Annotated in this window: 11 protein-coding genes and 2 riboswitches; of the genes, 6 read left to right on the forward strand and 5 right to left on the reverse strand. The window is 50.7% G+C overall.

Translation table 11 applies throughout. The features are described from left to right. Positions 1–166: 166 nt before the first annotated feature. A complete protein-coding gene (locus ACFQ1C_RS09930) occupies positions 167–1,075 on the forward strand; it encodes a LysR family transcriptional regulator (protein WP_379558451.1) in 909 nt (302 codons plus the stop codon). A 48-nt stretch (positions 1,076–1,123) separates the two neighbouring features. Here the strand turns inward: ACFQ1C_RS09930 and ACFQ1C_RS09935 are convergent, their stop codons facing one another. The 4 genes from ACFQ1C_RS09935 to pyrC form a co-directional block, all read right to left on the reverse strand. Further along, positions 1,124–1,600 (reverse strand): YehS family protein, encoded by a 477-nt coding sequence (locus ACFQ1C_RS09935; RefSeq protein WP_379558452.1) that lies wholly within the window; start codon positions 1,598–1,600, stop codon positions 1,124–1,126. Then, the gene (locus ACFQ1C_RS09940) at positions 1,600–1,893 is read right to left on the reverse strand and encodes an RNA recognition motif domain-containing protein (protein ID WP_379558453.1); all 294 of its coding nucleotides are present in this window, start codon (positions 1,891–1,893) and stop codon (positions 1,600–1,602) included. The genes ACFQ1C_RS09935 and ACFQ1C_RS09940 overlap by 1 nt, the downstream gene beginning before the upstream one ends. A gap of 304 nt (positions 1,894–2,197) precedes the next feature. Continuing rightward, the gene (locus tag ACFQ1C_RS09945) at positions 2,198–3,637 is read right to left on the reverse strand and encodes a sodium:solute symporter family transporter (protein WP_379558454.1); all 1,440 of its coding nucleotides are present in this window, start codon (positions 3,635–3,637) and stop codon (positions 2,198–2,200) included. Positions 3,638–3,733: 96 nt separating this feature from the next. Next, positions 3,734–3,861, reverse strand: a riboswitch (TPP riboswitch). A gap of 399 nt (positions 3,862–4,260) precedes the next feature. Then, complete coding sequence (pyrC, locus tag ACFQ1C_RS09950; RefSeq protein ID WP_379558455.1) at positions 4,261–5,304, reverse strand: dihydroorotase; 1,044 nt, start codon at positions 5,302–5,304, stop codon at positions 4,261–4,263. A gap of 239 nt (positions 5,305–5,543) precedes the next feature. Then, a riboswitch (TPP riboswitch) is annotated at positions 5,544–5,646 on the forward strand. A gap of 51 nt (positions 5,647–5,697) precedes the next feature. Here pyrC and ACFQ1C_RS09955 point away from each other — a divergent pair. Further along, the gene (locus tag ACFQ1C_RS09955) at positions 5,698–6,471 is read left to right on the forward strand and encodes a 3-oxoacyl-ACP reductase (RefSeq protein WP_379558456.1); all 774 of its coding nucleotides are present in this window, start codon (positions 5,698–5,700) and stop codon (positions 6,469–6,471) included. After that, positions 6,471–7,778 (forward strand): LLM class flavin-dependent oxidoreductase, encoded by a 1,308-nt coding sequence (locus tag ACFQ1C_RS09960; RefSeq protein WP_379558457.1) that lies wholly within the window; start codon positions 6,471–6,473, stop codon positions 7,776–7,778. The genes ACFQ1C_RS09955 and ACFQ1C_RS09960 overlap by 1 nt, the downstream gene beginning before the upstream one ends. Before the next feature lie 170 nt (positions 7,779–7,948). Here the strand turns inward: ACFQ1C_RS09960 and ACFQ1C_RS09965 are convergent, their stop codons facing one another. Then, a complete protein-coding gene (locus ACFQ1C_RS09965) occupies positions 7,949–8,857 on the reverse strand; it encodes a LysR family transcriptional regulator (RefSeq protein ID WP_379558458.1) in 909 nt (302 codons plus the stop codon). 159 nt (positions 8,858–9,016) lie between these two features. Between ACFQ1C_RS09965 and ACFQ1C_RS09970 the strand changes: the two genes are divergently transcribed. The 3 genes from ACFQ1C_RS09970 to ACFQ1C_RS09980 all read left to right on the forward strand — a co-directional run bounded on the left by ACFQ1C_RS09970 (position 9,017) and on the right by ACFQ1C_RS09980 (position 12,696). Continuing rightward, a complete protein-coding gene (locus ACFQ1C_RS09970; RefSeq protein ID WP_379558459.1) occupies positions 9,017–10,027 on the forward strand; it encodes a D-cysteine desulfhydrase in 1,011 nt (336 codons plus the stop codon). Positions 10,028–10,125: 98 nt separating this feature from the next. After that, the gene (gene hisD, locus ACFQ1C_RS09975) at positions 10,126–11,439 is read left to right on the forward strand and encodes a histidinol dehydrogenase (RefSeq protein ID WP_379558460.1); all 1,314 of its coding nucleotides are present in this window, start codon (positions 10,126–10,128) and stop codon (positions 11,437–11,439) included. Between the two features lie 48 nt (positions 11,440–11,487). Beyond that, a complete protein-coding gene (locus tag ACFQ1C_RS09980; RefSeq protein WP_379558461.1) occupies positions 11,488–12,696 on the forward strand; it encodes a DegT/DnrJ/EryC1/StrS family aminotransferase in 1,209 nt (402 codons plus the stop codon). The last annotated feature ends 52 nt before the right edge of the window (positions 12,697–12,748 follow it).

A 12,748-nucleotide genomic window follows, 5' to 3' on the forward strand; every position in this document is an offset into this window, starting at 1 on the left:
GGCAGTCCTTGCTGGTTAATCACTATTAGGGGCCGAGCGTCTGAAAATGGAGGCCTTAGTATGTTCTCATAGTAAGAGGCGGGCTTAAGAGTATCTAATGCCTTTTTATAGAGGCGCTGTTACTTTTATGCATACAATGTTGCATCAATACATTAACGAGCTGAATATGGAAAGCAAATGGCTGCATGATTTCGTTGCCCTAGCCGAGCAAGGTAACTTTTCCAAGGCTGCGGACACGCGTTTTGTGACCCAACCTGCCTTTAGTCGGCGTATTCGTTCGCTGGAGAATTGGTTGGGGGTGCCGCTGGTATGTCGAGATCGCTATCCTATGGTATTAACCGACGCAGGAGAAAGCTTTCTCGAGCAAGCTCGGCTGCTGTTGTCTCAGATTTATGGCATACGAGGGCAGTTACGCCAGAGTCTACACGAACATTGTAGCCTAAACTTTGTGACGCAACCCTCGCTGGCGGTCACCTTCTTTCCCCGCTGGATCCATACATTACGGCCTCAGTTGGAAGATAGTTTGATCCGCTTGAACACCGGGCATTATCACGATGCTATCGAGCAGTTTATGTCTGGCTCAGCCGACTTTTTACTCTGCTTTTCTTGTGACGATGTGAGTCCGGTGTTAAATCAACCGGTGTTGAATCGTCCGGATGTGGAACGGATAGTGGTGGGACAAGACCGGTTGGTGCTGGTTTCGGCGGTAGACGCGACAGGTCATCCGCTGCACTTTTTGTCTGCCGATGTGGCGCTGCGATTATTGTTGTATCCGCCGACGTCTTTTTTGGGCGCGCTTATCCAGCGAAAATGCCTACCCGCATTAAGCGAGCAATCTTATTTTCCGGTATGTGAAAATGCGCTGGGCGAGGGACTGAAGGCTTTGGCGCTACAGGGCGAAGGGGCCAGTATTTTACCTGCGAGCTTGGTCAGAGAAGAGTTAGCGCAGGGGACATTGGTGGAGTTACCGTTGTCAGCATGGGTGCGACTGGATATCGAGCTGTGCTGTCGCCCTCCATTTCGTTCCGAGCAGGTAGCGCTTTGCTGGCAGTTGATCCGCCAGTTGGCTACCTAATAGACGTTTGTTACCCGGACGGCTGTAAATAACCGGCCGGGCAGCGGCTTACTCGGCGCCGTGACGGCGCTGTAGTGCTAAGCCTTGCAGGAAGTTACGCAAAAACTGATCACCACACGCTTGATAATGCTTGTGGCCAATTTTGCGGAACAAAGAAGTGAGCTCAGGCTTTCTTACTGTAAATCCGGCCAACGTTAGCAGGCTAAGAATATCTTCTTCTTTTAGTTCCAGTGCTACACGCAGCTTTTTAAATACCTGATTGTTCATCGGTTCGGCTACGGTATCCGCTTTAGCTGCTGGGCCACCTTCGCGTGGGCCGCGATTTTTTAGGATCAGGCCATCTAAAAAACCCAAAAGTTGCTCATTGCTGCAGCTGTGGTAATTGTCATCTTCTTCTTTGGCCAACAACGCCAAAAATTGTGTTTCGTTGATGGTCACATTACCTAGGTCAAACAGGGCGATAGCCTCTTGGTCTTTCATATCGAGGGAATAGCGAACACGGCGCAGAATATCGTTATTAGTCATTATTTTTTTTGCTCCGTTTTTTTCTCAACTTTCTCAACTTTTCCGTCTTCGGACTTTTCTTCGGCTTTTTTAACGCGAATTTTTTGACCGTCTACTTCCATGCCGTTCAGGCTTTTAATTGCAGCTTTAGCTTGAGCAGGATTAGGCATGAAGGCAAAACCAAAACCTTTGGAGTTTTTGGTGCTGGGGTCCATAACAAGATGAAAATATTGAACCAAGCCGTAAGGGGCTAACAGAGCTAGAATTTTTTCTTCCGTAGTGAGGCGAGATAAGCCTCTAATCATAATTTTCATGTTGTCTCCAATATCATAATACCGCGACGCCTTATCTCAAGGTGATAAGCAGGGTGATATATAGGTGGTAAATAAAATGGGGCTTGGCGTTAACAGCACTTGGCTTAACAGCTGTGCTGCCTAATCAAGAGGGTCGCGAGTGTAGCAGTTTGTTGAGCTGACGTCTGCCTGCTTATGGGCGGGAATGCAGAGGCGATGACATAAAAAAGCCGACCCTTTAGTGTAGTGGTCGGCTGCAAGTTTGTCTCTGTAAGGTGTAAGGAGATAACAAACATCTTACGCTTCACACTTCACCGTTTTGCGATTAACTTTCTAAGTGGCGAACACGCTGGCGCAATATGGAGAAGTCGAATGACTGCCGATTAGGTATCAGCTGCAACAAAGCCGATACCAGCACCGGCACTAAGCTGGCCAGCAAGAAGGATTCTAGCAGGTAGTTGATTTCAGCACCCGGAGCCGGAAACAGCCAGAGTCCGGCAACTAAGCCGGCAGCGGTGCTAAGCACGGCGTTATAACTTTGATAGCGAGCATTATAAAAGCCAAAGAACACCGGGAAGGCGGCAGCACAACAGAGAAGATCGGCCAGTAAAAATAAATACAGCACGCTGAAACCTTGTGAGGCCACTACCAGTACCGGGATAGAGAGCAGCACAATCAGCCAGCGGGATAACCCCAACAATCGATTGGCGCTAAATGTTGGCAACATACGGCGCAAATCCACTACTATCATGCTGGAAATACCGCTAATCGTAGAATCGGCACTGCTCATGATCAGCGCTAAGCCAAAGGGCAATAAACCGATGGCAAACCACAGCGGAATATCAGACAGCAAGACGTTAAACAGCGCCACCGAGCCACTGCCAGGTAAGTCTAAACCAACGAACGCTAAGCCAAATAAGCCCATAATAAAAATAAACACGAAGCTCACTATGCCACTCACAATAAAGCCATTATGAATGGCTTTATTGTCTTGGGCGGCAAATATGCGCTGCCAAGTACCTTGATAGAACAGGCCGGTTAGCACGACGGCAATGAAGAAGGTGAGGCCTGATTTAAAGCCAGACATATCAAACGGATTCAGCAGTTCGGGCGCTTTTTCTTTTAATCCGGCGATAGTGGGTGCTAGCCCACCTACGGCTTGCCAACCAAACATGATTAGTAATAATAAAAACGGCAATATCACTAACATTTGTACGCGGTCGGTAAAAATAGTCACCCGTAAGCCGCCGTATAAGGTGTAGAGCAGGGTGGCGACCATCACAATTGTCGCGGTCACCCACAGCGGCACTGGCGCCAGCAATTCCACCATTTTGGCGATAGCGGTTAAGCCCGCAGTGAGAGAAATAAACATATAGAACATCATGATCACCATGACAAATAAGTACATGGTTCTACCGTAGCGATGCAGTACAAACTCGGTCAGAGTATGGCCTTCTGGGATTAGATCACGTAGGCGCTTACCTAAAGGAATCATCATAAAACGGGGTGCTAAAGAGCCAAGCGCATAACCGGTAACGGCACCAATGCCGCCCCAGGTGGCCGCTTCGGCAGGGCCAAATAAAATCCAGGTGCCTAAAGAAGTCGCCAGCAGCGTCAGCATGGTCGCTGTGCCATTTTGGCTATTGCGAGCCACAATAAAATCTTCGAGGTTGTCTTGCTGGCGGCGCGCATAATATAAGCCAGGAATGGCAAAAAAAGCGGCGAATAAGCAGAGCCATAAAATGGCTTCGGTGGTACTTAGCATGTGTTCTCCCTTTGCCTATCGCAGGCAAACATCACGATAATAGCCAATCATTGACTAAAAATGCCGAGTAACAGTGGGCCGCGCAGGGGGAGAGTGAGGATCAGTCATTTCCTTCCCTTCGCCGGCATTACCCAGATCAGGTTCGAAGGGTTACCGCATCAAGTTACGGAATCTCAGCCAAATTAGGTGCTATTAACAGCACCTAGGCTCCCCTAGGAGTGGAGCAAAGAGTAAGAATAAATATGATGCTTGTCAAATATCTGAAGTGCAGCGCTAAGCGCCCAGCGCCAAGCTAATAGAAAAACCAACACCAAGGCTATTTTTGCAACGGAAGAACACGGAACGCACGGAAAAATAGTGATCAGATCTGAAAAGTGATTTTTATAGTAAGAGCCAAGGCTAAACATGGACAAAGATGATAGGTAACAAAGGATTGAATATGTAGGTTGGTTTGGGTGTTGTCCCTTATGCCGTTTTCCTACGAGCGTTAGTATGACGGCATAAAAAAAGCCCCAAACCTACAAGTTGGGGCTTATTATGTTGCTGGGCGCTGGGCGCTGGGCGCTGGGCGCTTAGTGTTTGCTTGTCCGCTTCACTCTTTACGCTTCACCCTTCACGTTAAGTTACTTAACAGCCCAGCTAATGACTTCACCGGCGCGGATAGGCACCAGCTTATTACCGCCTAGTGGCAAGGTGTCGGGTACTGTCCATGGCTCTTTCACCAAGGTAATAGTATCGGAGTTACGCGGCTGACCGTAAAAGTCTGGGCCATAATGGCTAGTAAAAGCTTCGAGCTTATCTAGTGCACCCGCATCTTCGAAGGCTTCGGCATATAGCTCAACCGCGGCGTGTGATGTATAGGCGCCAGCACAACCACAGGCGGTTTCTTTATTCTGCTGAAAGTGCGGTGCCGAGTCAGTACCCATAAAAAACTTCTTATTGCCACTGGTGGCCGCTCGCACTAAAGCTTGCTGATGGGTATTGCGCTTTAAGATCGGTAAGCAGTAGAAGTGTGGGCGAATACCACCAACCAGCATGTGATTACGGTTAAACAGTAAGTGGTGCACGGTAATGGTGGCGGCCACGTTATCACCGGCCTGCTCAACGAACTTGACTGCATGCTTGGTGGTAATGTGCTCGAGTACGATTTTTAGTGTAGGAAAATCACGTACTACATCGGGCAGTATGGTCTCGAGAAAGACTTTTTCACGGTCAAAAATATCAATGCTCGGATCGGTCACTTCACCATGTACTAATAACAGGATGCCGGTTTCTTGCATCACTTCCAGCACCGAATAAATATTTTTAACGTCGGTTACACCAGAGTCTGAGTTAGTGGTCGCACCGGCCGGATACAACTTGCAGGCAACAATTTTGCCACTGGCCTTGGCGCGACGAATTTCTTCTGGATCTGTTTTATCGGTTAAGTACAAGCTCATCAGCGGCTCAAACTGGCTGCCTTGAGGGCGTACTGCCGTTATCTTGTGGTAATAATCCAGCGCCAGCTCGGTAGTGGTGGCGGGCGGCAGCAGGTTAGGCATCACGAGTGCGCGGCCTAAGTAGCGGCTAGCGTCGGCAACGGTGTCTTTTAGTTGCTCGCCATCACGCAAGTGTAAGTGCCAGTCATCGGGGCGGGTGATGGTTAGGGTGGTCTTTTGTGAGGTCATCTCGGCGGGTTCTCCATTACATCCAGATTGTCATTATCCACTGCCAAGCGACATTAACCAAATCTTAGCAAGCGGTCAGCTTTCAGCTAAAGAACATACATCGTTTTTGCAGTCTTACCGGGCTTGCTCCGGTATCTCGCTTTAGTCAGGTTCTGTATTGCTTATGTTTTTATTTTTCTTCCGGCTTACCGTTTATAGCTGACCGCTTCCAGCTCCCCGCAGGGGTATGCTATGGTCTAGGTCGTGACACGGGGTGTCTGGCAGTAAAGCTGTCTGGCTGAGATAACACCCGTCGAACCTGATCCAGTTCATACTGGCGAAGGGATGTCAGCCATTCGGCTCACGGCAACTGCTGCCCGTCCATGCCTTCGCCTCTAACTCTTAGAGGTAGCAATGCAAACTTCCATTAATTTTAACGAACAATTGGTACTGGTTACCGGCGGCGCCCGCGGGTTGGGCGAACATCTGGTGCGTGCCTTTCTGCGTGAAGGCGCCAAAGTGGTCATCAACTATTTGACCAGTGCTGAGGCCGCCAATCAACTAGCGGCAGATTACCCCGAACAGGCGCTGGCGCTGCAAGCGGATGTGACCGATGCCGTTGCCGTACAAACCTTGTTTGCCAAGGCACAAGCGCACTTTGGCCAGCCAATTACTACCGTGATTAATAACGCATTACCGGCTTTCTCCTTTAATGGTGATGCCCGTGAAAATGCCGATCAGCTAAGCTGGAGCAACGTGCAGCAGCAATTTGAAGGCATCGTAAAGGGCGCGTTGAATACCACACAAGCTGCCTTGCCTGGCATGCGGCACGCGGGTTTTGGGCGCATCGTTAACGTCGGTACTAATCTGTTTCAAAATCCAGTAGTGCCGTATCACGACTACACCGCCGCTAAAGCAGCTCTGTTGTCGCTGACCCGTACGCTTTCCCAAGATTTAGGCCCCGACCAGATAACCGTTAACATGGTGTCCGGCGGCTTGCTGCGCACTACCGATGCCTCAGCTGCTACCCCCGAAGCGGTATTTGATTACATTGCCGCCGCTACACCGTTGCGTCGCGTCACCACCCCTGCTGAATTTGCCGATGCTACTTTATTCTTCGCCTCCCCATGGTCCCGCTCGGTTACCGGCCAGAACCTGGTGGTAGACGGCGGCTTGGTGAAAAACTAATGGCAGCCGCAAACGAAAAGTCGCGCATGATGCACCTCAATTTATTTTTAATGGGTTGTGGTCATCACAAAGGCGCCTGGCGTCATCCTAATTCGTCGGTTGAGCGATTAGGCGACATTAGTTATTACGAGCAATTGGCGCAAACCGCCGAGCGTGGCAAATTGGATGCGGTGTTTTTTGCCGATGGCCAGTCGGCAGGTAATGTCTCCGATGGCAGCCCTTGGTTTTTAGAGCCGCTAACCGCCATGGCCGCCATGAGCCGCGCTACGGACGAGATTGGTTTTATTAGCACCGTTTCTAGCACCTTTTATACGCCATTTCATGCGGCGAGAATGATGGCCTCCCTGGATCATATCTCCGGTGGTCGCATGGGCTGGAACGTGGTGACCTCGATGTTCGATGTTGAAGCGCGTAATCACAACTACGAGGCTATGCCGGTGCATGCCGACCGCTATCGCCGTGCCGACGAGTTTGTGGATGCGGTACTTAAGCTGTGGGATTCTTGGGCTGCTGATGCCCTAAGTTTTGATCGCTTTGGCCATTATGCGGATCCGGATAAGGTTAAACCGATCAATCACCAAGGCGAGTTTTTCTTGGTCGATGGCCCATTAAACGTGCCGCGACCACCTCAAGGGCATCCGGTGTTGTTTCAGGCTGGCGCCTCTGAGCAAGGGCGTGAGTTAGCCGCACGCCGTGCCGAAGCTATTTATGCGGTGGCCTACGACTTGCCCGCCGCTCAAGACTATTATCGCGATATTAAACGCCGCGTTAATGCCGCCGGTCGTGGTGTGGATGTGCCGATCATGCCGGGCTTAGTTACCTATGTGGCGGCCACCGAAGCAGAGGCTAAAGCCAAACAGCGCGAGCTGGACGAGTTATTACCGGCAGAAGCCTCATTGCGCCAGCTCGGGATTTATACTGAACAAGACTGCATGAACTGGAATCTGGATGCACCCGTGCCGGCCTTGCCATCGCTGGATGCCTTTACCGGCCCTAAAGGTCGCTATAGCACTATTTTGCGGATTATCGACACCGAGCAACCGACGGTACGGCAACTGCTGGGTCGCCTAGCGGCCGGTGGCGGACACTGCACCATGGTGGGTACGCCGGAGCAAATTGCCGATAAAATGGAACTGTGGTTTAGAAGCGAGGGTGCCGATGGTTTTAACCTAATGCCTCCGTCGTTGCCAGCAGGCATAGAAGACTTCGTTGATCAGGTAGTGCCAGAACTACAGCGTCGCGGCCTATTCCGCACCGAGTATCAGAGCCGCACCTTGCGCGGACACTTAGGGTTGGCTAAGCCATAACTAAGAATTAATAGGGAGCCGCCTTATAAGCAACAAACATTTATAGTGTTTGTTGTTTATAAGGCGAATAGAACAAAAGGTACGACTTCTTCGGCGATACTGACATAACTAATCCGCTTTAGTATCGCCATTGCTTTTCACGTCACACCTATTACCAGCGAGTTAACCTTTCACGAATAACCATGGTTGTAGAGTTCGAGCAAATAATCCCAGAAGAGGTCTACCTCTGGCTTAACCGTATGTCTGAAGCGATAAAGCAGAATTTTCAGATCTACGGTATGGAGCGGAGATGGCAGGATTACTAACTGCTTGTTCTGTAATTCGTTTTGTATCAGGCTGGATGGTAGCCACGCTACACCGCAACCTTGCATCGCCATGGCTTTTAGGCCTTCGGCCAGTGCATTCTCACAAACGATGGTACATTGAATGTCAGGCGGAATCTTGGCGATGCACTGCTCCTTTATGAGGTTGCCCAAGTAGGAGTCATCAGGGTAAGCCAGCAGTTTGAAGGGAGCATGGTTTTCTATCGAATAGAGAGCTGTACCATTGCTCTTCACCGCCGACACAGGTACCAACTTGTCAGCACCCACCTGAATACAGCTTGTGTCGTTACGTGATAGCTGAGCGATATTCTCGTCGGTAGAGAAGGTAAGCAAAAAATCACCCATGCCGGACATGAAAGATTCCATTATATCGTGCAGATTACCCGCATTCAGCTTGACCAAGTTGGTGCCAACCAGAGGCTCCAAGGTCCTGATCCAGCGCGGAAAAAAGGATACCGCCGGGGAATGCTGAGAAAAAAACACCAGACTCTCACGTGGTTCTTGCCCTTGTAGTCGCTCACGCACTCGGTAAGTATCGTGAATCATTCGTTTGGCCTCTTCAGCGAACGCCAAGCCGTTCACGGTTAGAGTGGTGGGATATTTTCCCCGGTCTACCAAGCTAATACCTAACCAATTTTCCAGTGAACGAATACGTCGGCTAAAAGCAGGCTGAGTGACGAAGCGAGCCTCGGCCGCCTTAGAAAAACTGCCATGTTCGCTTAATGCTACGAAATCCGTTAACCATTTTAATTCCATTTAAATCAAATCCTTAGATAAAATTAATTATAGCTATACCGAAAAGTAATCGCCTGCGGAGCCAAGATAGCATTGGTTGGCTAAGAAATCCTATTCCAATATGACGTTGTTGCAACTTTGTGCAAACAATGTTTTTTAAATGAGATAGGAGTGTTACCCATGCTTTTGGCCCGTTATCCGCGTCTTCATTTCGCACACCTTAATACCCCCCTTGAGCCGATGCCTCAGCTGACCAAGTTGCTGGATGGTCCCACCTTGTGGATCAAACGTGATGACTGCACCGGCCTGGCTGGCGGTGGCAACAAGACTCGCAAACTGGAATTCCTGATGGCCGATGCCCTAGAGCACGATGCCGACACCATTATTACCCAGGGCGCTACCCAGTCTAACCACGCTCGCCAGACCGTGGCTATCGCCACCAAGCTGGGCATGGACTGTCATATCTTGCTAGAAGATCGCACCAACTCTGAGGATGCCGATTACGTCTATAACGGCAACGTGATGCTTGATCAGTTATTTGGTGGCCAGCTAAGCAAGTATCCGGGTGGCACTGACATGAATGCGGCGATGGAAGAACTTGCCGCGAAGCTGAAAGCCGAAGGTAAGAAGCCTTATATCATTCCTGGTGGCGGTTCCAATGAAATTGGTGCCTTAGGTTATGTTAACTGTGCGCTGGAATTATTAGGCCAGGCGAATGATCTCGGCTTGCGCATTGATCATCTAGTACATGCCACCGGCTCGGCAGGTACTCAGGCCGGCTTAGTGGCGGGTTTGTACGGCAGCAACAGCCAAATACCGGTGCTTGGTATCGGCGTGCGAGTGCCTCGTGAACAGCAGGAAGCCAACGTGTTCCGTCTAGCAGAGCGTACCGCCGAGAAGTTAGGTATTCCCGGTGTAATCAAACGCGAGGATGTGGTGGCCAACTGTGATTACGTAGGTGAAGGCTACGGCATTCCTGCCGAAAGTACCCTAGAAGCCATCGAGCTATTTGCCCGCCATGAAGGCATTCTGCTGGATCCGGTTTACTCCGGAAAAGGTGCAGCAGGCCTTATCGATTTGATCCGTAAGGGCCATTTCAAGAAAGGGGAAAACATCGTGTTTTTGCATACCGGTGGCAGCCAAGCGCTATTCGGTTATCGCGAAGTATTTAATCTCCCTAAATATAGTTAACCTGCGCGCCCGGTCCCTCTTGGAGGGACCGGGCCAGCAAGGGCAGGGCAGCATGCCTTGCTAATAACCAGAGCTTCCTTTTTAACAGGTGTAATACCATGGAATATCTTAAAAGAGCGGCAGCAGAAGACGATGTAGCACAGGAAGATGAGCGCATTCAGGCGGTGGTCAAGGAAATGCTGACCCGGATCAAACTTGAGGGTGAATCGGTGATACGTGAGTATGCCAAGCAGTTTGATGGCTGGCAGGGCGACTTTGTGCTCACCGAACAGAAGAAGCTGGCGTTGATCGAACAGGTGCCTCAGCGGGTGAAAGACGACATTGATTTTGCCCATCGCCAGATCAAACGCTTTGCCGAAGCGCAGCGCGACAGCCTGCAGTCTTTCGAAATTGAAACTGAAGAAGGTGTACGACTGGGTCAGCAGATCCTGCCAGTCGAATGTGCCGGTTGTTACGTGCCCGGCGGGCGTTATGCCCATGCGGCTTCTGCACTGATGAGTGTGGCCACCGCCAAGGCTGCGGGTGTGCCTTTCATCGTGGCCTGTTCCCCGCCCCGGGGTGACAGCATCAATCCGGCCGTGGCTTACGCCATGCATGTGGCGGGTGCTGATGTGATACTGGAGATGGGTGGTGTGCATGCCATAGCTACCATGGCTTATGGTCTTTTTACCAACAGACCTGCCGATATTCTGGTCGGGCCGGGCAATGCCTATGTGGCTGAAGCCAAACGCATGCTGTTCGGCGAGGTCGGCATTGATGTCTTCGCTGGTCCAACCGAGTCTGCCATTATCGCCGACAAGCACGCCGATCCCATGACCATTGCCGTCGACTTGGTCTCACAGGCTGAGCACGGGCCTAACTCTCCGGTCTGGCTGTTTACCGACAGCCGCGAGTTGGGTGAAAAGGTGATGGAGATTATGCCCAAAGTGATCGCTGATATGCCTAACGCTGATGTCTGCGAAGCAGCTTGGCGCGATCACGGCGTGGTGATTTTGGGTGATAGTCGCGAAGAGGTAGCCAAGATTAGCGACGAGTGGGCCTGTGAGCACTTGCAGATTCTGGCGGACGACTTGGAGTGGTGGAAAGCAAATCTGAATAACTATGGTTCCCTATTTTTGGGCGAAGGCAGTACCGTCACTCACGGTGACAAGTGTTCCGGTACTAACCACATATTGCCAACCAAGAAAGCTGCTCGTTATAGCGGCGGGCTAAATGTGCAGAAGTTCATGAAAATACTGACTTACCAAGAACTAAGTGAAGAAGCTAACTTGGTATTTAGCGCCGTGGGCTCTCGAATTTCTCGCACCGAAGGTATGGAAGGCCACGCTCGTGCATGTGACTGGCGCCTACATAAGTACTTTCCTGAGACAGAGTGGGACTTTCACGTTTATAAACAAGATCGTTATTGCTGAATCAGATAGGCAGGTGCCTAGGACTAGGTACCTGCCTGGAGAGATGTTATGACCAAATTCAATAAATCGTTTACCCAGCAGGAATCCATTCCTGAAGACGGCATTGAGAAGGCTATTGCGGTGATGCGCAGCGGGCGTCTACATAGATATAATTCTTTAGCCGGGGAACCGACGGAGACTGAACTGCTGGAGCAGGAATTTGCTACCTATTTGGGTAGCCGTTACAGTCTAGCCTGTGCCTCTGGTGGTTATGCACTACACATTGCCATGCGCACTGTGGGTGTCCAACTGGGCGATAAGGTGTTGTGTAACGCCTTTACTCTGGCTCCGGTTCCTGGTGCCATCAATAATGCTGGTGCGGTGCCAATATTGGTAGAAACCAGTGATGATTACACCATCGATCTTGACGATCTAGAGCTAAAAGCCGCAGCGGACGATGTCCATTACTTGCTGTTGTCCCATATGCGCGGTCATCTTGCAGACATGGACCGGCTGATGAGTATTTGCGAGCGGCATCAGATTATCGTAATCGAAGATTGTGCCCACACCATGGGAGCCAGCTGGAATGGCCGTAAAAGTGGCACTTTCGGCCGAGTAGCCTGCTTTAGCACCCAAACCTACAAGCATATCAACTCCGGCGAGGGCGGTTTTCTCACTACCGACGACGACGACGTGATGGCTAAAGCCATTATGTATTCCGGTTCTTACATGCTGTATGGGCGCCATCTGGCCGCTCCTCCGAAAGAAGCCTTTGCCCGAATTCGTTTTGAAACGCCCAACTATAGCGGTCGGATGGATAATCTGCGCGCAGCAATATTACGGCCTCAGCTCAAAAACCTAGATGAACAGTGCCGGCGCTGGAACCAACTTTACAACGCGACCGCCGAAGGGCTGAGCCAAGTAGCAGGCATTCGTTTGCCGGTTCGTCCCGCGGCGGAATCTTTTGTCGGCAGTTCCATCCAGTTTTCTCTGCCGGATCAGTCACCTGCGATCATAGCCCGCTTTATAACGCGTTGCGAAGAGCAGGGAGTACCGCTCAAATGGTTCGGTGATGCGGATCCTAAGGGTTACACCAGCCGCTTTGACAGCTGGCAATACATGGGCCAGATGCCATCGCTGCCCGATACCCGCCGCGTGCTGGCGACCATGTGTGATATGCGATTACCGCTGACGTTTGTTGAGGCGGATTGTCGGCTGATTACCCAGATTATCGTGGAAGTATTTGAAGAGGTTTGCGGCTCCTCGGGGAACGGATAACTCCCTGCACGGCTGAACAAATTCCAGTTTCATGGATGCAAAACACACAAAA

It is taken from the genome of Oceanisphaera ostreae, assembly GCF_042676125.1.
Lineage (GTDB): Bacteria > Pseudomonadota > Gammaproteobacteria > Enterobacterales > Aeromonadaceae > Oceanimonas > Oceanimonas ostreae.

Bases quoted from the DNA above. Each gene is read 5' to 3' on its own strand.
- ACFQ1C_RS09980 (WP_379558461.1), top strand. From the start codon at position 11,488: ATGACCAAATTCAATAAATCGTTTACCCAGCAGGAATCCATTCCTGAA.
- ACFQ1C_RS09935 (WP_379558452.1), bottom strand. From the start codon at position 1,600: ATGACTAATAACGATATTCTGCGCCGTGTTCGCTATTCCCTCGATATG.
- ACFQ1C_RS09945 (WP_379558454.1), bottom strand. From the start codon at position 3,637: ATGCTAAGTACCACCGAAGCCATTTTATGGCTCTGCTTATTCGCCGCT.
- ACFQ1C_RS09960 (WP_379558457.1), top strand. From the start codon at position 6,471: ATGGCAGCCGCAAACGAAAAGTCGCGCATGATGCACCTCAATTTATTT.
- hisD (WP_379558460.1), top strand. From the start codon at position 10,126: ATGGAATATCTTAAAAGAGCGGCAGCAGAAGACGATGTAGCACAGGAA.
- ACFQ1C_RS09970 (WP_379558459.1), top strand. From the start codon at position 9,017: ATGCTTTTGGCCCGTTATCCGCGTCTTCATTTCGCACACCTTAATACC.
- ACFQ1C_RS09930 (WP_379558451.1), top strand. From the start codon at position 167: ATGGAAAGCAAATGGCTGCATGATTTCGTTGCCCTAGCCGAGCAAGGT.
- ACFQ1C_RS09965 (WP_379558458.1), bottom strand. From the start codon at position 8,857: ATGGAATTAAAATGGTTAACGGATTTCGTAGCATTAAGCGAACATGGC.
- ACFQ1C_RS09940 (WP_379558453.1), bottom strand. From the start codon at position 1,893: ATGAAAATTATGATTAGAGGCTTATCTCGCCTCACTACGGAAGAAAAA.
- pyrC (WP_379558455.1), bottom strand. From the start codon at position 5,304: ATGACCTCACAAAAGACCACCCTAACCATCACCCGCCCCGATGACTGG.
- ACFQ1C_RS09955 (WP_379558456.1), top strand. From the start codon at position 5,698: ATGCAAACTTCCATTAATTTTAACGAACAATTGGTACTGGTTACCGGC.